Genomic DNA, 22,382 nt, shown 5'->3' with positions numbered 1-22,382 from the left:
CAACAGGAGACGCCTATGCAACTCAATATTTCAGGCCATCACGTAGAACTGACTCCCGCACTGAAGGATTACGTTTCAGAGAAATTCGAGAAGCTCGAGCGTCACTTTGACCACATCAGTAACTGCCAGGTCACCCTGGAAGTGGAAAAGGTGCGCCAGATTGCGGAAGCCACATTGCACGTGGTAGGTGGTGAGATTCACGCAAAGGCAGAAAACGAGGATATGTACGCGGCCATTGATGCCCTTATCGACAAGCTGGACCGTCAGATCCTCAAGCACAAGGAAAAGAATGTAGAACGGATGCACGGAAACGGCTCTCGCTAACGGGCTGTTTTCATGCACTTCATCTAATCGAGCTGCGACATGAGTAACGTGTCGCGGCCTTTTTTTTAACGGAAATGCAGTCGATCCATGAGCGACACATCCCTGACCATAGACAACATTCTTGCTCCGGAGCTCACCCTCTGCAGGGTAGCTGCGTCCAGTAAGAAACGGGCCCTGGAGTTTATTGCCGAGCAGATAAACTATCAGGACAATACGCTCAGCGAGACCCAGCTTTTCAACAACCTGATTTCCCGTGAGCGCCTAGGCAGCACCGGCATTGGCCAGGGAATTGCCATTCCCCACTGCCGCCTGGAAGGACTGGATCACGTGGTGGGTGTGCTGATGACGCTTGAAGAAAGCGTGGAGTTCGATGCTATCGACAATCAGCCAGTCGATCTGATCTTTGCCCTGATTGTTCCAAAAGAGGCAACCAGCGAGCACCTTGAGCTGCTGAGCCAACTGGCCGAGAAGTTCAACGAGCGGTCATTCTGTGATCGCCTCCGGCAATGCGAGGACGCCAGCACGCTGTACCAGCGCATGACCGCCTCAGGCGGCTGATATTCACTGCAGTGGAGGTAAGGTGGTCATGAAGCTGATTATCGTCAGTGGCAGGTCCGGTTCGGGCAAGAGTACGGCACTTCATGTGCTTGAGGACCTCGGGTTCTATTGCATCGACAATCTTCCTATCGGCCTGCTCTTTCCCCTCACCCGGGAAGCGGCCAGCCAGACACAACCAGGCCGGCTGGGCAAGATGGCCGTCAGTATCGATGCGCGGAACCTTTCCGGCGAGCTGGCAAATTTCGAGGAGATATACCGGCGCCTCCAGGAAACCGGAGTTACCGTTGAAATCATCTTCCTGGACGCCGACGAGCAGTCGCTTCTTCAGCGTTTTCACGCCACCCGCAGAAAGCATCCGTTGAGTGACGACAGGACCTCTCTCCGGGAAGCCATTACCAGCGAAAAGAAACTGCTGGAACCCCTCTCCAAGCTTTCCGACCTGTATGTAAATACCACCGGCATGTCCATGTATGAACTGCGGGACATGGTCAAGCAGCGCGTGGTCGGTCGAAAAGATCAGGAACTGGCTCTCCTGTTTCAGTCATTCGGCTTCAAACACGGCGTACCGCTGGATTCCGACTACGTTTTTGATGTTCGCTGTCTTCCTAACCCCTACTGGGATACCAGCCTCCGCAAGTACGTCGGTACCGACCAGCCGGTTATCGAGTTTCTGGAAAAAGAACCGGCGAGCCGGAAGATGATCGAGGACCTGAAATCATTTCTGGATACCTGGCTGCCCTCTTTCGCAGACAGCAACCGCAGCTACATGACGATTTCCATTGGTTGTACCGGCGGCCAGCACCGGTCTGTGTATGTGTGCGAGCAGTTGGGCGATTACTTCCGGCAACGCTACAGCAACGTGCAGGTGCGGCACACCGAACTGCCACACCTGCAGACTCGGGAAGAGATCTGATCGCGCCATGATTCGCCGCCCCATTACCATTATCAACAAGCTTGGCCTGCATGCGCGCGCCACTGCGAAGCTGGTCAACACGGCATCCGAATTCGACAGCAGCGTGCGTATCAGTGGCAAAGGCCGGGACGTGGACGCGAAGAACATCATGCAGGTGATGATGCTGGCCGCCAGCAAAGGAACCGATGTGGAGCTCATTGCCGACGGACCGGACGAGGAACAGGCCATCGAGGCATTAGTGGAACTGATCAACGACTATTTCGGCGAAGGCGAATAAAGCACGTTCCGTACGGCATTCATCTACAACTCTTTCTCACCGATTGCGCCTAACTCCGCTATAATACAGGCGTTTTCTGACGCCGGGTGATTCATGACCGATATTCTGGAAAAAAGCCAGGCCCGCCAGCGCCTTCGCTCCCTGAGCGAAGCCCTGGACAGTGGCGCACTGAAGCAGGTTGCCCGCATCCTGAACGGTGGCCTGAGCCCCAGTGATATTGCCCATTTGCTGGAATCCTCACCGCCCCGGCAGCGTGCCCTCCTGTGGAATCTCGTCGACAAGCAGCTGGAAGGGGAAGTCCTCCAGTACCTGAGCGACGATATCCGTGGCTACTTCCTGAGCCAGCTGAACGCTCAGGAACTGGCGGACATTATCGAGGATTTCGAGTCGGACGACCTGGCCGACTTGCTGCAGCAGCTGCCGGACACGGTGATCCAGGAAGTGCTGGACACCATGGACGAGCAGGACCGCCAGCGCGTGGAGGAAGTGCTCTCCTACCCGGAGGACACCGCCGGCGGTCTGATGAACACGGACACCATTACGGTGCGCCCGGACATCAGTATTGACGTTGTACTGCGTTACCTGCGTCGACATCGAACCCTGCCACCGATGACCGACAGTCTGATCGTAGTTAGCCGGCGGGACGATTTCATTGGCATGCTGCCCATCACGAAAATGCTGGTCTCCAACCCCGCCTCCACCGTGCGGGAAGTCATGGATACCGACATCGAGCCTATTCCCGTGAGCCTCTCCGACACCAAGGTGGCGACATTGTTTGAACGCTACGACCTGATCTCGGCGCCGGTGGTGAATGAGGAGGGCCGACTGCTGGGTCGCATCACCATCGATGACGTGGTTGACGTTATCCGGGAAGATGCAGACCACTCGCTGATGAGTATGGCGGGTCTGGATGAAGACGAAGACACCTTTGCGCCGGTGTGGAAAACCACCCGTCGCCGTGCCGTCTGGCTGGGCATCAACCTGATCACCGCACTGACTGCCTCCGCCGTCATCGGACTTTTCGAAGACACCATCGCCAAAGTGGTGGCGCTTGCGGTGCTGATGCCGATTGTTGCCAGTATGGGTGGCATTGCTGGCAGTCAGACGCTAACCCTGGTGATTCGCGGCATGGCCGTAGGCCAGATCAGCGGCGCCAACGTGGGCTGGCTTCTTAACCGGGAATTCCTGTCGGGGATACTGAACGGCCTGCTCTGGGCCGCCGTGGTGGCGTGTGCCGCCATGCTCTGGTTCCAGGACGTGCTGATCGGCGCGATCATTGCTGCCGCGCTGGTGATCAATCTTGTCGCCGCAGCGCTGGTTGGCACGGTTCTGCCACTGTTTCTCAAATCGCGCAATATCGACCCGGCCCTGGCAGGCAGCGTGATTCTCACGACTGTGACCGATGTGGTCGGGTTCATGGCCTTTCTTGGCCTCGCGACGATTTTCTACGCTTAAGCGGATCTCGGATTTATGAAAGACCATCAAGACAACGACGCGCCGGAATACGACGGCCCGAGCAAATCCCAGCTGAAGCGGGAAATGCATGCCCTGCAGGATCTGGGCAAGCGGATGCTGGACCTGAGCAACGATCAGCTGGAGACCCTGCCAATCAGCGACACCCTCCGCGCCGCGATCGAGGAATCCCGCCGTATCCGCCAGAACGAGGCCAAACGACGACACCTGCAATACATCGGCAAGGTCATCCGACAGGAAGATGATCCCGAAGCCCTGGCGAAAGCCATCGACGCCTTCGATGCCGGTAGCGAGGAACACACCCGCAGACATCACCTGGCGGAACGCTGGCGGGACCGGATGATTGCCGAAGGCGATTCCGTTGTTGGCGAATTCTTCAGCTACTGCCCCAGTGCCGATATGCAGCACCTGCGAAACCTTGCTCGAAACGCCCGAAAAGACGTTGAAAAACAGAAGAACACCGGCCAGGCCCGGAAACTGTTCCGTTATCTCAGGGAATGCATCGACGACGCTGAGGCCATGTGAGCAGTTCGTTCACCCTTTAAGCCGGCGGTGCTCCCACACCGGCATCCGGGTGCGCAGATTGGCTACCTGATCGGAGTCCAGTTCGGCGGTGACCAGGCCCGGGCCTTCACCCATCTCCGTGACCACCCGGCCCCAGGGATCACAGATCAGACTGTGGCCATAGGTGCGACGGCGCTCGCTGTTGTGGCCACCCTGGCCAGGCGCCACTAACCATACCTGATTCTCGATCGCGCGCGCCCGGATCAGGGGGTACCAGTGGGCCTCACCGGTCTGCCAGGTGAAAGCGCTAGGAAGGCAAATCCAGTCCACCTCCTGCTCACGGAGCAGCCTGAACAGCTCCGGAAAGCGAAGATCGTAACAGATCGCCAGCCCCAGCTTGCCCGCGGGCGTATTCACAGTCACTATCTGTTCGCCGGGCTCGAAGGTGTCCGATTCACGGTATTGACCATGGGCGTCTTCCACCATGGCATCAAACAGGTGAATCTTGTCGTAACGGGCAACTTCCCTACCCTGGTCATCAAAAACAATGCACGTTGCCCTGACCCGATCCTCCAGATCTGAGCCGTCCGGTCGTTTGGCTACAGGCATCGATCCGCCAACGATCCAGAGACCCAGTTTCCGGGCCTGATCGGCCAGGAAGCTTCTGATGACAGGCTCGGGCCCCGCTTCCTGGCGACCACGATCAATCATCTGACTGGTGGCCAGAACCGCAAAATTCTCGGGTAGTACGGCGACCGAGGCGCCCTGCTCGGCAGCCTGGGCCAGCAGTTGTTCCGCTTCGCGCAGATTGGCTTCGATGTCATGACCGCTGACCATCTGGATGGCTGCGACCCGGTTGGAAACACGCTTGCTCATGACTGCCTCCGATATTGCCAAACAGAAAAATTATTCGCCTGTATCAAACACCCGTTGCAGGTCCACTTCCGGCTCGTCCCATGTGCCGGTCACGCTGTAGGTTGCGCTGGTCAGCCTGCTCAAAGGATCGCCCAGAATCTTGTCCAGCACAAACAAGGCGCCGCCAATCGGCGCACCAGCACCCATTAGCAGTGCCGCCAATGGCAGATTCTGGGTCAGGGGTAACACAACCACAAGCCGCATATCCAGCTCCTCGCTGGCCATATTGGTCGTACCACTGAGCTTGAAGGCGCCGGATGGGCCCACTATCTGCAACTCCGGATCCATGGTCAGCAAGCCATTGACTATCTGCGCCTTGCCCGAGATGGCGTCAAAAGCCACACCCCGCTCATACAGATCGGAAAAGTCGAGCTTCAGCCGGCGCCATAGTGTATCGGAGTTCAGCAGGTTGAAGACCCGGAACAGTTGAGCAGTATTGTTTCGCTCGAGGATCACGCCCTCATCCAGTCTCAGGCTAACCGAGCCACTGAGTTCCGGTATGGAAAACTCATCCGGGCGGCCAGGCCAGTCCAGGTCCAGCTCGATATTGGTGCTCTCGTTGGTGACCGGCATTTCGGTGTCGAGGAGCTCGTTCAGATCCGCGAGCGCACCCCCGATGATGGACCCTTTAAACCGGCTGGTTTCCCGGTCTCCGATGATGCTCCAGCTCATGTCGCCCAGCAGGGTCAGGGAATTCAGGCGCCCCTCGATGTCATTTACCTGCAACCGGAAGGGTTCAGGGCGGAGCCGGAAGGCCCACTGTCCCAGAGATTCCTCGTTCAGTTGCAGTTCAGCAATCGAGACGTCGATATCGGGCCAGTTCCCCATATCCAGCGCGCGGAATGCCTCCAGCTGCTCTTCCAGGGTCAGCAATTCCGGCGAGTCCTCAGGGGGTGTCTCACTGCGTACGAGCCGTAACACCTGAAAATCGGCCTTCACCGTGTCACCATTCTGCGGAATTGTCAGCCGGCCTTCAGCGCGTTGCGAGCTCGTGGTCACCACCCACCGGTCACCAAGATCGAGGGCATTGATATCGATATCGCTCAACACCTGCGGGCCAAGGTGCAGGCGTCCAAGGCGCAAATCAAACCCGGTCTCTTTCCATAACAAATCGAACGTTGCGCGGTTTTCCCAGTCGCCCGTAATGCCAAGCCCGCCGGAGGCCGAGGGATTGATGGTTGCCCGCAGCGGTGCGGCCTCATCCGCCGCTTTTGACAGTGGCTCCGGCCAGTCAACCGACAGCCCCTCAAGAGTGGAGCGCACGCGGATGCCAGACGTTGAATCCGCTCCCACGTCCAGGTCCGCGGTATAGGTGACATTGCCCTGCAAACCAAACCCCGAACGGGTCCCAAGTCCCGCCTGCTCAAACACCCCGGGCGCCGGTAGCGTTCCCGACTGCCGGATGGTAAGGGCATTGCCCGCCCGGGACTTGCTGAAGGCAATGGTCACCGGCTCATCGAAGAATTCGGCAGTCAGAGGACCACCGGAGAAGCCGTTTTCGCTGTGGTAAGTCAGTTCACCCTGAACCGACCTCCAGGCCAACCCTGCCGAGGGGTAGGAGACGGAGCCTTCCTGAGCGGCAATATTTGCCTCAACCACGGGGGGCTGCTCCGCCCCCAATGGCAAGTCAATACCAAGATCCAGCTGATACTGACCACCATATTCAAGCTTCTGGGCCTCTGTGCCTGCCATATCACCCAGGGGGCTATTTTTCATCCAGAACCCAACCGATTCGCCCGGCACCCGAGCCGAGGTATCCACCCTTATCCGTGTGCCTTGATCGGAGGGCACCACGCGAACCGTCCCGGGATCGAGATCCAGGCCCCCGGTCTGACCTGCTTCGAGTCGGACCAGCGTGTCGCCATTGTGAACCCTGACACTGCCCCGGGCACCCGTGACCTCCGGCCAGGCGTCATCGTAGCGGACAGATGCCTGATCGAATTCATAGATCATGGAGGTGACGAAGGAGCCCCGGGGTGCACCAGAACCTATCTGGCCATGGCCAAAAAACGTCCCTGAGGTAATATCGGCCTCGAGAATGGCGGTCGTGAGCCAATCGTACAAACCGGGGTTTACCGCCTTAACCGGAACAAAATCCGCCAGCATGTCGGCGTTGCCGTTTTTCACCGACACTTTCAGCCCCAGATTGTCCTCACCCTCTCGATCCATCCTGAGGTCAAAAGCTCCGTCCAGTTCGGTGGCCTCGCCGTAACGCATCCGGACGCCATCCGAAAACACGCGGGTGATAGCGCCATCCAGCAACCAGGCCACTTCGCCCTCAAGTACCGGGAATGACCAGGCACCCCCGAAAAGCTGGGGGAAATCCAGTGAAACAGGCGATTCGCCGGCGGCAACCCGGACATATCCTCTTTGCCGGTCCAGAGCGATGTCTCCGTTTACAGAGGTAACGCCCGGGGCGCCGCCATGGGCACGGACACTGACGTCACGCAACCGGCCGGAAAGCTGAAAGTCTTCCGGGGCGCCCTCGGGGAAAAAGATTCTCAACTGGTCCAGAAAGCCACTGGGCCGATAGTCCAGGAGGGCCCGGAGTGCACGCTCCGGCAAAAACGGAAGCCGCGCCGCGAGGCGACGTGTGGGCGCAAGCGGAAGGGCGTCGGCAATGACAGACATGCCTCCCTCCGAGGGCGCCAGCCTCAGACTGAAAGGTGAAACCACATCACCGTCCCAGGTCCACTGGAGCTGCTTCAGATGCCATTCGCCAAGGGCGAAGGCCCCTGATTCGACCACAGTCTCGTCGGTCATCACCGTATCGTGGCGACGCCAGCCAAATCTCGCGCGAATGTCTTCCAAAGGCGCCAGGGATTGAGAGCCGACACCCAACTGCAGATAGGGGGTCCGCACCGTACCGGTCACCTGTTGCAGCAAACCGTTGCGGAACGTAAGCCAGGCTTCCCCGCCAAGATCGAAGCCTTCCACCCGGAGGGATCGCCACTGGTACTCGTCAACCAGTCCGTCGAACAGCCGACCGGAATCGACGCCAAGGTACAACTGGCCGGTAAAGTCTCCCCGAAAAAAATGCTGGCCCACGAGTGCAAAACTGGCCAACTGCTGGGTGGTACCAGACTGCATAGCACGGCCGGATGCGTGGAACAATCCACGGCGGTAGTCGAGATCCAGCTGGGGAATATCCAGATGGCGAAGGTTGCCCTGATTATCCCGGATACCAAGATTAACGCGGGTAATCTTGACGTAGGGGTCGGAGAGCCAGTCGCCGGCAAGCTCCAGCCACTCCTGCAACTGATTGCTGACCGGTTCCGGTATTTCTGCGCCTCTCACCGCGACATCACCGCCGCGCTCCTGGTTCACGGTCAGCTCCAGACCGTCTGCCTCGAAGTCCTCAAAGACAATCCTCAGACGCATCAGCGAGGCCAGCGCAGCAAAGCGGATATTCAGATGCTGGAGGTTGGCAACAACAATTCCGGTGTCAGGGTGAGTGACCTGAATGTCGCTGGCCGTAAAGGCGGGGTCGAGCCAGTACCACTGGGATGAAAGACGACCAATACTGACATCATGGCCCAGCCTGTCTGACAGCTCACGAGCCAGATCATCGCGAAAGCTATCCACATTCTGGGTCAGCTGACGGCCAAGCCCGGCGTATAGGGCCAGCAGCACCAGAAGTGTCAGCAGCATCCACCAGATCAGGCTTGCGAGCCTCGCCAAAAGCCGAACCGGAGCACTCTCGGGCAGGTTCTCCGGAAGCGGCGGTTCGTGGTCAGCGGAGGACATTCAGACCCCTTAACCCGGTAACCGGCGCAGTTTCCCGGGATCAGAGCAGAACAACATCGTACTGCTCCTGGCTGTAAAAGGGCTCGACCTGGAAGCGAATGGTCTTGCTGATAAAGGTTTCAAGATCGGCCACGTTATCGGATTCCTCATCCAGCAGGCGATCCACCACGCTCTGGGAGGCCATCACAAGATAGCTTTCGGCATCGTAGGCGCGATTTACCCGGAGAATTTCCCGGAAAACCTCATAACAAACGGTCTCGGTGGTTTTCAGAAAACCCCGTCCATCGCAGATGGGGCAGGGTTCGCAGAGCACCTGACCAAGGCTCTCGGTGGTACGTTTGCGAGTCATTTCCACCAGGCCCAACTCGGAGACGCCGGTGATCTTGGTCTTGGCGTGATCCCGCTCCAGCATCTTTTCCAGCATCCGGTGGACCTGGCGCTGGTGCTCGGCATCTTCCATGTCGATAAAGTCGATGATGATAATGCCGCCCAGGTTTCGCAGGCGCAGCTGACGACTGATGGCCCGGGCCGCCTCCAGGTTGGTCTTGAAGATGGTTTCTTCCAGATTCCGGTGCCCGACGAACGCCCCGGTATTGATATCAATGGTGGTCATGGCTTCGGTCTGGTCGATAATCACATAACCACCGGACTTGAGCTGCACCTTTCGGCTCAGGGCCTTCTGGATTTCGTCCTCTACCGAGTAAAGGTCAAAGATGGGGCGCTCGCCCGGGTAGTACTCGACCTTGTCGGCAAATTCCGTAACAAACTCATCGACGAACTCCATCACCCGCTGATGACTCTCGCGGCTGTCGATACGCACCTTTTCGGTCTGGGGCCGGATCAGGTCCCGGATGGTGCGAATAAACAACGGCAGATCCTGGTACACAACCGCCGGCGCCTGAACCCGGGCAATGCGCTCATGGATAGACTGGCTCAACCGGTGCAGGTAGGCCATATCGCCAATCAGGTCCTCAGGCGGAGCCGCTTCCGCGGCCGTCCGGATGATATAACCACCCTGAACGTCTTCATCTTCCGCTGCGGCCTCTTCCACCAGCGTTTTTAGCCGCGCCCGCTCGGCGTCGTCCTCAATCCGTTGCGAAATACCAACGTGACTGACACCGGGCATGAAAACCAGATACCGGGACGGAATTGAAAGCTGGGTGGTCAGGCGGGCCCCCTTGGTGCCGATCGGATCCTTGGTCACCTGGACGACCAGTGACTGCCCTTCCCGAAGCAGGCTTCGAATATCGGGAACGGTTTTCGGAGTATCGACGGGCTCATCGCCATTGGACTGACTCGGAACCACATCGGACGCATGGATGAATGCAGCCCGTTCCAGACCAATATCGACGAACGCCGCTTCCATGCCCGGTAAAACGCGCACCACCTTGCCCTTGTATATGTTGCCGACAATGCCTTTCCTGCTGGTGCGCTCTATGTAGGCTTCCTGCAGCATGCCGTTTTCAACCAGGGCCACCCGCGTTTCCACCGGGGTGACGTTGATCAGAATCTCTTCGCTCATAATGTTTGGCTCTCCAGACTGCGCGGCCAGTTTTTCCAGACCGGGTAACCGGCACCAGCCAGCAATGCGGCGGTGTCCTGCAGCGGCAGACCAACCACGGCACTGTAGCTACCCCGGAGCTCATTAACAAAAATACCACCAAGGCCCTGAATTCCATAACTTCCGGCCTTGTCCATGGGTTCGCCACTGGCCACGTAGGCGTCGATCTCGGCGCTTGAAAGCGGCCTGAAACTGACCTCGGTAATGACCAGGGTTGACTGACATTGGCCGGCGGTGGCGAGTGCCACGGCCGTCATGACGTGATGAGTCGCACCGGAGAGACGGGCCAGAGTTTCCCGGGCGTCTGCCGGATCTGACGGCTTACCGAGTATCTCGCCATTAAGCACCACAGAGGTATCTGATCCCAGGACCAGGCTGTGCGGGGAAGACTCAGAGACGGCCAGCGCCTTCTCCCGGGCTAAACGTTCCACATAGTGTTCCGGGGGTTCATCGGACTCCGGTGTTTCGTCGATGTCCGCCGGACGAACCGAAAAATTCAGGCCGATTTGCTGCAACAGCTCCGCCCGGCGTGGCGAAGCCGAGGCGAGAATGATTGATGGCATGGCTAACCCAGTTTGCGGTTAATGTTGTCCAGGAGAATACAGAATATGGGCCATACCAGCGCGCTGGTCAGGGCCGGCCAGAGGTAGCTGAATCCGGCATCATCGGCACCCAGCAACTGCTTCACGAAATGCACCAGCATCTGATTGATGCCCAACAACAGGAACACCATCAGGCACTGCTGGGGCATTGGATACATGCGCAAACGCTGGTGGATGGTAAGCACCAGGAAAGCGATCAAGGCCATGGCCATGGCATTCACGCCAAGAGGCGTGGCTTCCAGCACGTCCAGCAACATGCCGAGACACCAGGCCAGCAGGATCCCGAACTGGGCCGGTGCCCGGAACGTCCAGTAGAAAACCACCAACCCCAGCCACTCGGGGCGGAACTCGAACCAGCCCACCGGAAACAGGGAAATACTGAACACCAGGGCAACGATCACGGAAAGCACAAAGACCGGATAGCTGATTACGGACAACATCAGTCCTGCCCTCCCTGGCTGGCATCTTCGGCGACGTTGGCAGCGGATGCGCCCTCACCTTCGTCGGTTTCGATCGGAGCGGCATTCTCCGGAGGGAACACTACCAGCACCAGACGGCTCTGGTTCAGTTGCGCCTTGGGCGTGGCTTCAATGGAGACAAACGGTTCGCCCGGCTCTTTGGATATTCGGCTGACTTCCGCGACCGGATAACCCCTCGGAAAACGCCCACCCAGGCCGGAACTGACAAGCAGATCGCCCTCGCGAATATCCGCCGTATCCGGCACATGAACGAGATCTAGGGTATCCGTGTCGCCGGTACCCAGCAGGATGGCGCGCAAACCGTTACGCACAACCTCCACCGGGACGGCGTGGCTGCTGTCGGAGACGAGCAAGACGCGGGAGGTAATCTGGCTGCTCTGCACCACCTGCCCCATCAGACCATGGGCGTCCAGAATGGCCTGGCCCGGCGACAAGCCGTCACTACGACCCTTATTGATAATGATCTCGTGGGAAAAGGGATCCGGGGAGACACCGACCACCTCGCCAACGATGACACGGTCATCCAGCACTTCTGATGAGTTCATCAGGCGGCGCAGCTCGTTGTTCTCGGAAGCGAGAGCGGCGTATTTCAGGGCGCGACGCTCGAGGATCAGCAAACGGGCCCGAAGATCTTCATTATCTTCCTGAAGATCCTGTTTGTTTTCAAACAGCCCGGCGAACCAGTCGGAAAATTCGTAGGGCGCGTTCCCCAGCCAGTACACTGGTGCCAGGCCGGTTGCGATGGTACTTCGCACTGTTGAGAGCTTGTCGAAACGCGCATCGGCAACCACCAGGGCTGCCGATACGAGAAGAACGATGAGGAGTCTGAAGCCGGGAACAGGCCCCTGGACAAAGATAGTTTTAATGGCGAGCCCTCCCCACAGGATTATCCCTCCTGGGAGAACATTCCGATGCCACCCCGGTCAATCACTTCCAGCGCCTTGCCGCCGCCACGGGCCACACAGGTCAGCGGGTCTTCAGCGATAATCACCGGCAGGCCGGTCTCTTCGCTGATCAGTTTGTCCAGCCCGCGCAACAGGGCGCCGCCGCCGGTCAGCACGATACCGCGCTCGGCAATGTCGGACGCCAGCTCAGGCGGCGACTGCTCGAGAGCGCTCTTGACGGTCTGAACGATCTGCGCCAGGGATTCCTGAAGCGCGTCGAGAATTTCCTCGCTGTTGAGGGTGAATGCCCGGGGCACACCCTCAGCCAGGTTGCGACCGCGAACATCGATCTCGCGGATGTCGAGGCCTTCGTAGGCGCAACCGATTTCGTGTTTGATGCGCTCGGCGGTGGAATCACCGATGAGGCTGCCGTAATTGCGGCGTACGTAGGTAACAATGGCTTCGTCGAACTTGTCACCACCTACCCGCACGGACTCGGCGTAGACGATGCCGTTCAAGGAGATGATGGCGATTTCGGTAGTACCGCCGCCGATGTCCACGATCATGGAGCCACTGGCTTCTTCGACCGGCAGACCGGCACCGATAGCGGCGGCCATGGGTTCTTCAATCAGGAACACTTCCCGGGCGCCAGCTCCAAGGGCAGATTCACGAATGGCCTTGCGCTCTACCTGGGTGGACTTGCTGGGCACGCACACCAGTACTCTCGGGCTCGGGGTAATGAAGCTGTTTTCATGCACCTTATGGATAAAGTGCTGGAGCATTTTTTCGGTTACCACGAAGTCTGCGATTACGCCGTCTTTCATGGGGCGGATGGCCGTAATATTGCCCGGCGTACGGCCGAGCATGCGCTTGGCTTCAGCGCCGACGGCGGCAACCATTTTCTGGGAGTTGTTGGTGCGAATGGCCACTACCGAGGGCTCGTTCAGCACGATTCCGCGCTCACGCACGTAGATCAGGGTGTTGGCGGTGCCCAGGTCGATGGACAGATCGCTGGAGAAGATGCCTCGGAGTCTTTTTATCAACATTCGTGTAGTTTCAACCTGAGAGTTGCAGTCGCAAAGAAAAGATGCGGCAACTTTAGCAGTGAGCACCCCTGCAGGCAAGGCGCGAACGGGCCTCAAGCCTTACGGTTCACACATTTACCTTATGGGCTGGGGCCTCCCGCCATTGTTCGAATCTGTTACCATACTCGCTTTGGTTTTCTGGCCCTGGTGAAGGGCCATTCGGGGAATCCTTTTCAAAACACGCTACGAGCACATCCATGTGAGCTTGTTTCGGGCCATCCATGGCCCTCTACAGTTTTGAAAAGGATTCCCCGAACGGCCCCGAAGCTCAGGTTTGGCCCTCGTTTTCAAAAGATTTATTACCGACATTTCATTTACCTGGGAGGCAATGCGTGACCATTTCCCGTGAGGACATTGAGAAAGTCGCTGTGCTCGCCCGCATTCGTGTGGATGACGAGCAGGTTTCGGCTCTGGAGAAGGATCTGGGCAATATTCTGGATCTGGTGGATCAGCTGGCGGCCGCCGACACCGATTCGGTTGAACCCATGGCCCACCCGTTGAATGCAGTCCAGCGCCTGCGCGCTGACGAGGTAACCGAGACCAATCAGCGGGAGGCGTTCCAGGCGATTGCGCCGGCTACCGAGAACGGGCTTTATCTGGTTCCCCGAGTGATCGAGTGAAAGGACACGTCATGCATAACAAATCCGTAGCAGAGCTTTCCCGGGAACTGGAAAGCGGCAATATTTCCAGTGTGGAGCTGACTCAGGAGTTCCTCGACCGCATCAAGCGGGAAGATTCGAAGTACAACAGTTTTATTACCGTGACCGAAGAGCAGGCTCTGGCCGATGCCCGGGTGGCGGACGAACAGCGCGCAGCGGGAAATGCGACGCCCTGGACGGGGGTTCCGTTCGCGCATAAGGACATTTTCTGCACCAATGGCGTTCGGACCACCTGCGGCTCGAAGATGCTGGAGAACTTTGTTCCGCCTTACGATGCGACCGTTACGGCGAATTTCCGCCAGGCCGGTGCGGTGTGTCTGGGCAAGACCAACATGGATGAGTTCGCCATGGGGTCGTCCAACGAGAACAGTTATTTCGGCGCAGTGACCAACCCATGGGGATTGAGCGAGGGCAATAAGCGGGTGCCAGGCGGTTCTTCTGGCGGGTCGGCAGCGGCGGTTGCAGCACGCCTGGTTCCGGCGGCTACCGCCACGGACACGGGTGGCTCGATCCGTCAGCCGGCTGCGCTGTGTGGTGTTACCGGGCTGAAGCCGACCTATGGCCGAGTGTCCAGGTACGGGATGATTGCTTTTGCCTCCAGCCTCGACCAGGGCGGCACCATTGCCCGAAGCGCAGAGGATAATGCGCTGATGCTGAATGTGATGGCAGGCTTTGATCCAAAGGATTCGACTTCCCTCGACCGGGAGGTGCCGGATTACACGGCTACCCTGAACGAACCTTTGAAAGGCCTGAAGATCGGCTTGCCGAAGGAGTATTTCAGCGACCAGCTAAGCCCGGCAATGGAGCAGCAGGTTCGCAACGCGGTAACCGAATACGAGAAGCTGGGCGCCACGGTTAAAGAGGTGTCGCTGCCAAACGCTAAGCTCGCGATTGCTGCCTACTATGTAATTGCTCCAGCAGAGGCGTCCGCCAACCTGTCCCGTTTTGACGGGGTCCGTTATGGCTATCGCTGTGAAGATCCGAAAGACCTGATGGATCTTTACACGCGCTCCCGCGCGGAGGGTTTTGGCGAAGAGGTGAAACGTCGGATTCTGGTGGGCACCTACGCTCTGTCTGCAGGCTATTTTGACGCCTATTACCTCAAGGCCCAGAAAGTTCGCCGGCTGATCCAGCAGGATTTCATCAATGCCTTCAAGGAAGTGGACGTGCTGATGAGCCCGACCACGCCCTCCCCTGCCTTTATTCAGGGCGAAAAGACCAGCGACCCGGTGACCATGTACCTGGAGGACGTGTTCACGATCGCCATTAACCTGGCCGGTGTTCCGGCCATGTCGGTTCCGGCCGGTTTCGTGGACGGCCTGCCGGTTGGGCTGCAGATTATCGGGGATTATTTCTCCGAGGCGCGTCTGCTGAACGCCGCCCATCAATTCCAGCAGGTGACCGACTGGCACCAGCGTGAACCGCAATAAGCCCGGGACAGGAGAAAGACTATGCAGTGGGACATTGTGATCGGGCTGGAAATTCACGTTCAGCTCGCCACCAAGACCAAGATTTTTTCAGGCTCCAGCACCGCTTACGGCGCCGAGGCCAACACCCAGGCCAACGCCGTTGACCTGGCCATGCCTGGCACCCTGCCGGTACCCAACGAGCAGGCTTTCCGCTACGCGGTCATGTTTGGCCTGGCAGTGAATGCTGAGATAGAGCGCCGATCAGTGTTCGAGCGGAAAAACTACTTCTACCCGGACCTGCCCAAGGGCTACCAGACCACGCAGTTGGAGCGCCCGATCGTTGGCCCCGGTTATGTGGATATTGATCTGGCGAACGGTGAGACCAAGCGCGTGCGCATTCACCATGCCCACCTGGAAGAGGATGCCGGGAAATCCCTACACGAAGACTTTCATGGCATGACCGGTGTTGACCTCAACCGGGCGGGCACGCCACTGATCGAAGTGGTGACTGAGCCGGACATGAACAACGCGGAAGAAGCGGTGGCGTTCGCGAAGAAGCTTCACGGCATTGTGACTTCGCTGGGCGTCTGCGATGGTGATATGTCTCAGGGCTCCATGCGTTTTGACGTCAACATTTCGCTAAAGCCGAAGGGCTCCGACACGCTGGGCACACGGACCGAGACCAAGAATCTGAACTCCTTCCGGTTCATGGAACAGGCCATTGCCCACGAAGTCGAGCGCCAGATGGACATTCTGGAAGACGGCGGCACCATTGTGCAGGAAACCCGCCTGTACAACGGCGACCGTGACGAATCCCGCTCCATGCGAACCAAGGAAGAAGCCAACGATTACCGCTACTTCCCTTGCCCGGACCTGCTGCCGGTGGAAATCGATGATTCCTTCATCGAAGAAGCTCGCAACAGCCTTCCGGAGCTGCCGGATGCGCGCAAGGCGAGGTTCATGGACCAGTACGGCCTGAACGACTACGACGCCGGCCTGCTAAGCGGCGACTCGAAACTGGCCACGTTCTTTGAAGAAGCGGCCAGCCAGGGCAAAGACGCAAAACTGGTCGCAAACTGGATCCAGGGCGAATTCTCTGCTCGCCTGAACGCAGAGGAGAAATCGGTTGCCGATTCGCCCATCAGCGGCGCTCAGCTGGGCGATCTGGTGGTACGGATTGCCGACAATACGATTTCATCCGCCGGCGCAAAGAAGGTGTTCGAGGCGCTGTGGTCTGGTGAGAACGACAGCGTTGACGCCATCATCGATGCCAAGGGTCTGAAGCAGGTGTCTGACACCGGCGCCCTGGAAGCTATGGTAGATGAGGTTCTGGCGGGCATGCCGGATCAGGTGGCGCAGTATCAGAACGAGGAAGACCCGAAGAAGCGCAAGAAGATGCTTGGCGGCTTTATGGGACCTCTGATGAAAGCCTCGAAGGGTCAGGGGAACCCGAAGCTTTTCAACGAGATTCTTATCAAGAAGCTTGGGGGTTAACCCGCTGGCTCCGGGTCGTGGCGTTTTGCTACGGCCCCAGCCTGTTTGGATTGTAGGTCGGCTTAGCGAAGCGTAAGCCGACATCTTTGGACGGCTGGTACCGTTGTCGGATTACGGCTTCGCCTAATCCGACCTACACACTGATTGCTCCCTATCCCTGAAGATTCTGAGGCTTTGGCGAGCGGCGCTTCCCAAAAATGTCGGCGGCCAAGGATGGCCGACGCCAAGCGCACATGGATGTGCTCGTAGCGGTTTTTGGGAAGCGCCGCCCGCCAAAGCCCTCCACCAAACCACGAAGGCTACAAACCCAACTCAAACACCATTACAGAAGCCGAGCCCAAAGATCATGCTCGTCGGCATGCTCAACCACGGCCTGGACAATTTCGCCAGGCGCAAGGTCAGTCTCATCATTGAGATAAACCATGCCGTCAATCTCCGGCGCATCGGCCTTTGAGCGACCAATGGCGCCTTCCTCGTCGACCTCGTCAATCAGCACGTCGATCGTTTGGCCGATTTTGGCCTGCAGGCGGGCCGCTGAGATCTTTGCCTGTTTTTCCATGAAACGGGCCAGGCGTTCCTCTTTTATTTCTTCGGGGACTGCGCCTTCGATTTCGTTGGCCTTGGCACCTTCCACCGCACTGTATTTAAACGCGCCCACACGATCCAGATGAGCCTCGTCGAGCCAGTCCAGCAGGTACTGGAAGTCTTCCTCGGTTTCACCGGGGAAGCCAACGATGAAGGTGGAGCGAATGGTGAGCTCGGGGCAGATCTCACGCCATTTGCGGATGCGCTCCAGGGTTTTGCTGTCGTGGGCCGGGCGCTTCATGGCCTTGAGCACTTTCGGGCTGGCGTGCTGGAACGGGATGTCCAGGTACGGCAGGATTTTTCCCTCGGCCATCAGCGGAATGATGTCGTCGACATGGGGATAGGGATAAACGTAGTGCAGGCGTACCCACACGCCCATTTCGCCGAGCGCTTCGCACAGTGACTGCATCTTGGTCTTGAGCGGTCGCCCCTGCCAGAAGCCGGTGCGGTATTTGGTGTCTACGCCGTAGGCGGAGGTATCCTGGGAGATGACCAAGAGTTCCTTTACACCGGCATCCACCAGGCGCTGGGCTTCGTCCATTACATCGCCAATGGGCCGACTGACCAGATCACCGCGCATGGAGGGAATGATGCAGAAGGTGCAGCGATGGTTACAGCCTTCGGAGATCTTGAGGTAGGCATAGTGCCGCGGGGTCAGTTTGATTCCCTGCGGCGGAACGAGATCGGTGAACGGATCGTGCTGTTTTTTCTGGGGCACAAACTGGCGAACAGCACCAACCACTTCCTCGTAGGCGTGGGGACCGGAAACGGCCAGGACACCGGGATGAGTGTCGCGGATCTTGGCGGCTTCAACACCCATACAACCGGTAACAATGACCTTGCCGTTTTCGCTTATGGCTTCGCCAATGGCGTCCAGGGATTCCTGCTTGGCGGCATCGATAAAACCGCATGTGTTGACCACAACAACATCGGCGTCGTTATAAGTCGGCACAACATCGTAACCGTCGAGCCTCAATTGGGTGAGGATGCGTTCGGAGTCTACGAGGGCCTTGGGGCAACCGAGGCTGATGAAGCCGACTTTGCCGTTACCGGATGCGGCGGGGTTTTGGGTGTTGTCTGTCATAAAATGCTTGGAATTCCCGGAGCTCGGCGCGAGCCCACAAATGAATGAAGGGCGATATTTTACACCAGCTACGGGACCGCCTGCAGCAAAAGTCCGACCAATAAAACCAGCGGAATAATCTGATCGACATCAAAATTTGTGACGTCTTGTTCAGAAAGATTTAACAAATCTGCCACTATAGGCGGCAGGCTTCTTGCTGATCACAAAGTAAACAACTACACTTTTATTCGCTTATCATGCGTTTAAGTGTTTTTCTGGAAGGGATTTATGGGAAAGGCAGCATCATTCGCAACCAGACACGCCAGAAGAGTCAACATGAAACCTGTCGCCGCCAAATTGAATTTGCGCAACCAACAGCGAGTGGACGTAGCCACCGACATTACTATTGAGAAATCGGACGGCTGCTGCCTGACCTGTTCGGTATCCAATCTCTCCCGCACCGGGGTCATGATTTCCTGTAATCAGGAAACGGTGAAGCAGCTCATTCCCGAGCAAAAGGCCCCGGCTCCAGGACACTGGATTGCCGTGAAGACCCGATTCTCCGTGCCGGTGGTTGCAACGCAACCGGTTTCCATTATTGCCGACGGCAACATCGTTCACATGCGACGCATCGCAAGGGACGAATTTCAGCTTGGCATCCAGTTCGCTGAATTTGAGGGTAATGGCTTCGATTACGTCGATCGATACGTTGCCAAACTGTTGGCCGACTCCCGCAATCCGGCCTGACCTCAACCTGCCGGCTGACGAACGACCAAGGCCCACCACTGCTATATTGTTATAACGCCAATGTCTAGTTGGTCGTCTTCTTATGCCCTTACCCCCTCTGTTATAGTTGCCGTATTCATTCGCATAGCCAAAACGGCCCGCACGGCGGCAACGGATTATCATGACGACATACAACCTCACGCACCTGAAACAGCTGGAAGCGGAAAGCATCCACATCATCCGGGAAGTGGCAGCCGAGTTCGACAATCCGGTAATGCTGTATTCCATCGGCAAGGACTCCGCGGTAATGCTTCACCTGGCCCTGAAGGCCTTTTACCCGGGTAAGCCGCCCTTTCCGTTGATGCACATTGATACCACCTGGAAATTCCGGGACATGATCAAGTTCAGGGACAACGTCGCTGAGAAGTTCGGCCTCGACCTGATCGTGCACACCAACCAGGAAGGCGTGGATCAGGGAATCGGGCCTTTTACTCACGGCAGCGCGAAACATACCGATGTCATGAAGACTCAGGCCCTGAAACAGGCACTCGACAAGTACAAGTTTGATGCAGCCTTCGGCGGTGCCCGCCGCGATGAGGAAAAATCCCGTGCCAAAGAGCGAGTTTACTCGTTCCGGGATGAATACCACCGCTGGGATCCCAAAAACCAGCGTCCCGAGCTGTGGAACATCTACAACGGCAAGATCAACAAGGGCGAGAGTATCCGGGTGTTTCCGCTGTCCAACTGGACGGAACTGGATATCTGGCAATACATCTACCTTGAGAACATCGACATCGTTCCGCTCTACTATGCCGCCGAACGCCCGGTCGTTGAGCGCGATGGCACCCTGATCATGGTGGACGACGACCGCATGCCATTGAAGGAAGGCGAGAAACCAATGATGAAATCGGTTCGCTTCCGGACCCTGGGCTGCTACCCGCTGACGGGCGCCATCGAATCCGAAGCCAACACGCTTCCGGACATTATCCAGGAAATGTTGCTGGCCAAGAGCTCCGAGCGCCAGGGTCGGGTGATCGACCACGATTCAGCCGGCTCCATGGAACAGAAAAAGCGGGAAGGGTATTTCTAAGATGTCACACCAGTCTGATCTGATCGCAGAAGATATTCAGGCCTACCTGAAACAGCACGAAAACAAGGAACTCCTGCGCCTGCTCACCTGTGGCAGCGTGGATGACGGCAAGAGCACCCTGATCGGCCGCCTGCTCCATGACACCAAGATGATCTACGAAGATCACATGGCCAGCCTGAAAACCGACAGCGCCAAGATGGGAACGACGGGCGAGAAACTCGACCTTGCCCTTTTGGTCGACGGACTGCAGGCGGAGCGGGAACAGGGCATCACGATTGATGTGGCCTACCGGTATTTCTCTACCGACAAGCGCAAGTTCATCATCGCCGACACCCCGGGCCATGAACAGTACACCCGCAACATGGCCACCGGTGCCTCCACGGCGCAGGTCGCAATCCTGATGATCGACGCCCGCCATGGCGTGCTGACCCAGACCCGCCGCCATTCCTACATCGCGTCTCTGCAGGGCATTCGCCACATTGTAGTGGCCGTGAACAAGATGGACCTGGTGGATTTCAGCGAAGAGCGCTTCAACGAAATCAAAGACGATTACCTGGCCTTTGCCGCCAAATTGGGCCTGAAGGATATCCGCTTCGTCCCGCTGTCCGCCCTGGAAGGCGACAACGTGGTGAACAAAAGCGAGAACACGCCCTGGTTCACCGGCCAGCCGTTGATGGAAATCCTGGAGACCGTAGAAGTGGGCCGGGACAAGAACCTGGAGCACTTCCGCTTTCCGGTTCAGTACGTCAACCGCCCGAATCTCAACTTCAGGGGCTTCTGCGGCACTATCGCCTCCGGCGTGATACGCCCGGGTGAGAAGGTCATGGCCCTGCCCTCACGGCGCACCAGTACGGTCAAAGAAGTTGTGACTTTCGACGGCAACCTGGAAGAAGCCTACATTGATCAGGCGGTTACCCTCACTCTGACCGATGAAATCGACATCAGTCGCGGCGATATGCTGGTAAAAGTTGAAGACGAGCCCGAAGTGGGCAACCGCTTCAACGCCAATATCGTCTGGATGACCGACGCACCCCTGGAAACCGGCCGGCTGTACGACATCAAGCTGGGACCGACCTTTACCTCCGGCACGGTGAAAAAGATCCACCACCAGACTGACGTAAACACCCTGGAACAGCAGGCCAACCCAAGCCAGCTCCAGCTGAACGAAATCGGCCTGTGCGAGCTGACCCTGAACCAGCCGATCGCCTTCGATGCGTACCAGCGCAACCACGCCACCGGCAGCTTCATCGTGATCGACCGGCTCTCCAACGTCACCATCGGTGCAGGCATGGTGGCCGGCCTGGCAGATTCCGGCGAATCGCTCGATCCGGTTTCGGTAGAAGAACGCGAGCGCCGACTGGCCCAGAAGCCGGCCATCATTGCCTGTAATGGTCGCCAGGCGCCGGCACTGGCCCTCGCCGTTGAGCGTGCGCTGTTCGACCAGGGCAAAACCGCCGTGGTGGTCACCGAAGAAAACGCCGGCGATGCTGACGAACGCCGCCGCGTGGCCCAGCTTTTGACCTCTCACGGGCTGGTTGCCATTGCCGTTAACCTGGGCACGGACATTGCCAATGCGGCGACAACCGCCGACAGCGAAAAGGAGATTCCTGAGGCTGTGAGCAAACTTGTTCAGGAGTTGATTCGCAGCAAGCGGATCTAATTCCGTAGATTCGACGGGATATTAGATGCCCCTAGTTCGGTGGCTGGCGCCGGGGTGGGGGTATCTTTTTCTTTGTGAAAAGCAACTCGCTTCGCTCAGACATCTTTTCCCGGCAGAAAAAGATACCCCCACCCCGTCGCCGACATACCTTGGTGTTAATTCCCAAAACCAAAGTACGGTAAACCACCCGTTCTTTTTTGGCGGACCACTGAAAGGCCCGTGGACGTGGGGTAGGTGATTCTTTTTCTGCAGAAAAAAATGTCTGAGCGAAGCGAGTTGTTTTTTCGGAAGAAAAAGAATCACCTGCCCTGCGGCCCTCTTACTAAGCCAGCAGACTACGAATGAATCTAACGCCAATACGTGGCAAAATCCCG

General features: G+C 57.9%; 20 protein-coding genes. 12 read left to right on the top strand and 8 right to left on the bottom strand.

The genetic code is table 11. The features are described 5' to 3' along the window. The first annotated feature begins 15 nt into the window (after nt 1–15). The 6 genes from hpf to yjgA all read left to right on the top strand — a co-directional run bounded on the left by hpf (nt 16) and on the right by yjgA (nt 4,070). The gene (gene hpf, locus J3362_RS03165) at nt 16–324 is read left to right on the top strand and encodes a ribosome hibernation promoting factor (RefSeq protein ID WP_014577741.1); all 309 of its coding nucleotides are present in this window, start codon (nt 16–18) and stop codon (nt 322–324) included. Nucleotides 325–411: 87 nt separating this feature from the next. Continuing rightward, the gene (gene ptsN / locus J3362_RS03160) at nt 412–882 is read left to right on the top strand and encodes a PTS IIA-like nitrogen regulatory protein PtsN (RefSeq protein ID WP_349518093.1); all 471 of its coding nucleotides are present in this window, start codon (nt 412–414) and stop codon (nt 880–882) included. Nucleotides 883–910: 28 nt separating this feature from the next. Next, entirely contained in the window at nt 911–1,795 is an 885-nt protein-coding gene (rapZ, locus tag J3362_RS03155; RefSeq protein ID WP_349518092.1) for an RNase adapter RapZ, read from the top strand. Between the two features lie 7 nt (nt 1,796–1,802). Further along, nucleotides 1,803–2,072, top strand: a complete 270-nt coding sequence (locus J3362_RS03150) for an HPr family phosphocarrier protein (RefSeq protein WP_349518091.1) — start codon at nt 1,803–1,805, stop codon at nt 2,070–2,072. Between the two features lie 93 nt (nt 2,073–2,165). Continuing rightward, complete coding sequence (gene mgtE, locus J3362_RS03145; protein ID WP_349518090.1) at nt 2,166–3,527, top strand: magnesium transporter; 1,362 nt, start codon at nt 2,166–2,168, stop codon at nt 3,525–3,527. A gap of 15 nt (nt 3,528–3,542) precedes the next feature. After that, nucleotides 3,543–4,070 (top strand): ribosome biogenesis factor YjgA, encoded by a 528-nt coding sequence (gene yjgA, locus J3362_RS03140; RefSeq protein WP_062781911.1) that lies wholly within the window; start codon nt 3,543–3,545, stop codon nt 4,068–4,070. A 9-nt stretch (nt 4,071–4,079) separates the two neighbouring features. On the opposite strand, the gene J3362_RS03135 is transcribed toward yjgA, so the two are convergent. Genes J3362_RS03135 through J3362_RS03105 form a run of 7 tightly spaced genes read right to left on the bottom strand, consistent with a single transcriptional unit; the run spans nt 4,080 to nt 13,280 of the window. Beyond that, the gene (locus J3362_RS03135; protein WP_349518089.1) at nt 4,080–4,925 is read right to left on the bottom strand and encodes a carbon-nitrogen hydrolase family protein; all 846 of its coding nucleotides are present in this window, start codon (nt 4,923–4,925) and stop codon (nt 4,080–4,082) included. Nucleotides 4,926–4,955: 30 nt separating this feature from the next. Then, nucleotides 4,956–8,711 carry a YhdP family phospholipid transporter gene (locus J3362_RS03130; RefSeq protein WP_349518088.1) on the bottom strand — a complete coding sequence of 1,252 codons (3,756 nt, stop codon included), beginning with the start codon at nt 8,709–8,711 and terminating at the stop codon, nt 4,956–4,958. Between the two features lie 40 nt (nt 8,712–8,751). Further along, nucleotides 8,752–10,233, bottom strand: coding sequence for a ribonuclease G (gene rng / locus J3362_RS03125; RefSeq protein ID WP_349518087.1), 1,482 nt, complete (start codon nt 10,231–10,233; stop codon nt 8,752–8,754). Then, the gene (locus tag J3362_RS03120; RefSeq protein ID WP_349518086.1) at nt 10,230–10,835 is read right to left on the bottom strand and encodes a Maf family protein; all 606 of its coding nucleotides are present in this window, start codon (nt 10,833–10,835) and stop codon (nt 10,230–10,232) included. The genes rng and J3362_RS03120 overlap by 4 nt, the downstream gene beginning before the upstream one ends. A gap of 2 nt (nt 10,836–10,837) precedes the next feature. After that, nucleotides 10,838–11,314, bottom strand: a complete 477-nt coding sequence (gene mreD / locus J3362_RS03115) for a rod shape-determining protein MreD (protein WP_349518085.1) — start codon at nt 11,312–11,314, stop codon at nt 10,838–10,840. After that, nucleotides 11,314–12,210 (bottom strand): rod shape-determining protein MreC, encoded by an 897-nt coding sequence (gene mreC / locus J3362_RS03110; RefSeq protein ID WP_349519242.1) that lies wholly within the window; start codon nt 12,208–12,210, stop codon nt 11,314–11,316. The genes mreD and mreC overlap by 1 nt, the downstream gene beginning before the upstream one ends. Before the next feature lie 29 nt (nt 12,211–12,239). Further along, a complete protein-coding gene (locus J3362_RS03105; protein WP_088828193.1) occupies nt 12,240–13,280 on the bottom strand; it encodes a rod shape-determining protein in 1,041 nt (346 codons plus the stop codon). A 374-nt stretch (nt 13,281–13,654) separates the two neighbouring features. Here J3362_RS03105 and gatC point away from each other — a divergent pair, with 374 nt between their 5' ends. From gatC to gatB, 3 genes are read left to right on the top strand one after another with little or no spacing between them, the layout of a single operon-like run. Then, nucleotides 13,655–13,942 (top strand): Asp-tRNA(Asn)/Glu-tRNA(Gln) amidotransferase subunit GatC, encoded by a 288-nt coding sequence (gene gatC / locus J3362_RS03100; RefSeq protein WP_014577753.1) that lies wholly within the window; start codon nt 13,655–13,657, stop codon nt 13,940–13,942. Between the two features lie 11 nt (nt 13,943–13,953). After that, entirely contained in the window at nt 13,954–15,411 is a 1,458-nt protein-coding gene (gene gatA / locus J3362_RS03095; protein WP_349518083.1) for an Asp-tRNA(Asn)/Glu-tRNA(Gln) amidotransferase subunit GatA, read from the top strand. A gap of 21 nt (nt 15,412–15,432) precedes the next feature. Next, nucleotides 15,433–16,884: an Asp-tRNA(Asn)/Glu-tRNA(Gln) amidotransferase subunit GatB gene (gene gatB / locus J3362_RS03090; protein WP_349518082.1), complete on the top strand. Its 1,452-nt coding sequence runs from the start codon at nt 15,433–15,435 to the stop codon at nt 16,882–16,884. A 322-nt stretch (nt 16,885–17,206) separates the two neighbouring features. Here gatB and rimO read toward each other — a convergent pair whose 3' ends face one another. Next, entirely contained in the window at nt 17,207–18,553 is a 1,347-nt protein-coding gene (rimO, locus tag J3362_RS03085) for a 30S ribosomal protein S12 methylthiotransferase RimO (protein WP_349518081.1), read from the bottom strand. Between the two features lie 315 nt (nt 18,554–18,868). On the opposite strand from rimO, the gene J3362_RS03080 reads away from it, so the two are divergent. The 3 genes from J3362_RS03080 to cysN all read left to right on the top strand — a co-directional run bounded on the left by J3362_RS03080 (nt 18,869) and on the right by cysN (nt 22,008). Then, the gene (locus J3362_RS03080; protein ID WP_008170127.1) at nt 18,869–19,279 is read left to right on the top strand and encodes a PilZ domain-containing protein; all 411 of its coding nucleotides are present in this window, start codon (nt 18,869–18,871) and stop codon (nt 19,277–19,279) included. Nucleotides 19,280–19,439: 160 nt separating this feature from the next. Further along, a complete protein-coding gene (gene cysD / locus J3362_RS03075; RefSeq protein WP_014577758.1) occupies nt 19,440–20,348 on the top strand; it encodes a sulfate adenylyltransferase subunit CysD in 909 nt (302 codons plus the stop codon). A 1-nt stretch (nt 20,349) separates the two neighbouring features. Continuing rightward, complete coding sequence (gene cysN, locus J3362_RS03070; RefSeq protein ID WP_349518080.1) at nt 20,350–22,008, top strand: sulfate adenylyltransferase subunit CysN; 1,659 nt, start codon at nt 20,350–20,352, stop codon at nt 22,006–22,008. The last annotated feature ends 374 nt before the right edge of the window (nt 22,009–22,382 follow it).

The organism is Marinobacter sp. NFXS11 (assembly GCF_040148675.1).
GTDB lineage: Bacteria > Pseudomonadota > Gammaproteobacteria > Pseudomonadales > Oleiphilaceae > Marinobacter.
The sequence above is the reverse complement of the archived record's forward strand: the minus strand, read 5'-3'. Positions and strand labels throughout refer to the sequence as shown.

Coding starts and splice junctions, on each gene's coding strand:
- rapZ (WP_349518092.1), top strand. CDS start 911: ATGAAGCTGATTATCGTCAGTGGCAGGTCCGGTTCGGGCAAGAGTACG.
- cysN (WP_349518080.1), top strand. CDS start 20,350: ATGTCACACCAGTCTGATCTGATCGCAGAAGATATTCAGGCCTACCTG.
- J3362_RS03120 (WP_349518086.1), bottom strand. CDS start 10,835: ATGCCATCAATCATTCTCGCCTCGGCTTCGCCACGCCGGGCGGAGCTG.
- gatB (WP_349518082.1), top strand. CDS start 15,433: ATGCAGTGGGACATTGTGATCGGGCTGGAAATTCACGTTCAGCTCGCC.
- gatA (WP_349518083.1), top strand. CDS start 13,954: ATGCATAACAAATCCGTAGCAGAGCTTTCCCGGGAACTGGAAAGCGGC.
- mreD (WP_349518085.1), bottom strand. CDS start 11,314: ATGTTGTCCGTAATCAGCTATCCGGTCTTTGTGCTTTCCGTGATCGTT.
- J3362_RS03080 (WP_008170127.1), top strand. CDS start 18,869: ATGAAACCTGTCGCCGCCAAATTGAATTTGCGCAACCAACAGCGAGTG.
- J3362_RS03135 (WP_349518089.1), bottom strand. CDS start 4,925: ATGAGCAAGCGTGTTTCCAACCGGGTCGCAGCCATCCAGATGGTCAGC.
- ptsN (WP_349518093.1), top strand. CDS start 412: ATGAGCGACACATCCCTGACCATAGACAACATTCTTGCTCCGGAGCTC.
- J3362_RS03130 (WP_349518088.1), bottom strand. CDS start 8,711: ATGTCCTCCGCTGACCACGAACCGCCGCTTCCGGAGAACCTGCCCGAG.
- rng (WP_349518087.1), bottom strand. CDS start 10,233: ATGAGCGAAGAGATTCTGATCAACGTCACCCCGGTGGAAACGCGGGTG.
- mgtE (WP_349518090.1), top strand. CDS start 2,166: ATGACCGATATTCTGGAAAAAAGCCAGGCCCGCCAGCGCCTTCGCTCC.
- J3362_RS03150 (WP_349518091.1), top strand. CDS start 1,803: ATGATTCGCCGCCCCATTACCATTATCAACAAGCTTGGCCTGCATGCG.
- rimO (WP_349518081.1), bottom strand. CDS start 18,553: ATGACAGACAACACCCAAAACCCCGCCGCATCCGGTAACGGCAAAGTC.
- cysD (WP_014577758.1), top strand. CDS start 19,440: ATGACGACATACAACCTCACGCACCTGAAACAGCTGGAAGCGGAAAGC.
- yjgA (WP_062781911.1), top strand. CDS start 3,543: ATGAAAGACCATCAAGACAACGACGCGCCGGAATACGACGGCCCGAGC.
- hpf (WP_014577741.1), top strand. CDS start 16: ATGCAACTCAATATTTCAGGCCATCACGTAGAACTGACTCCCGCACTG.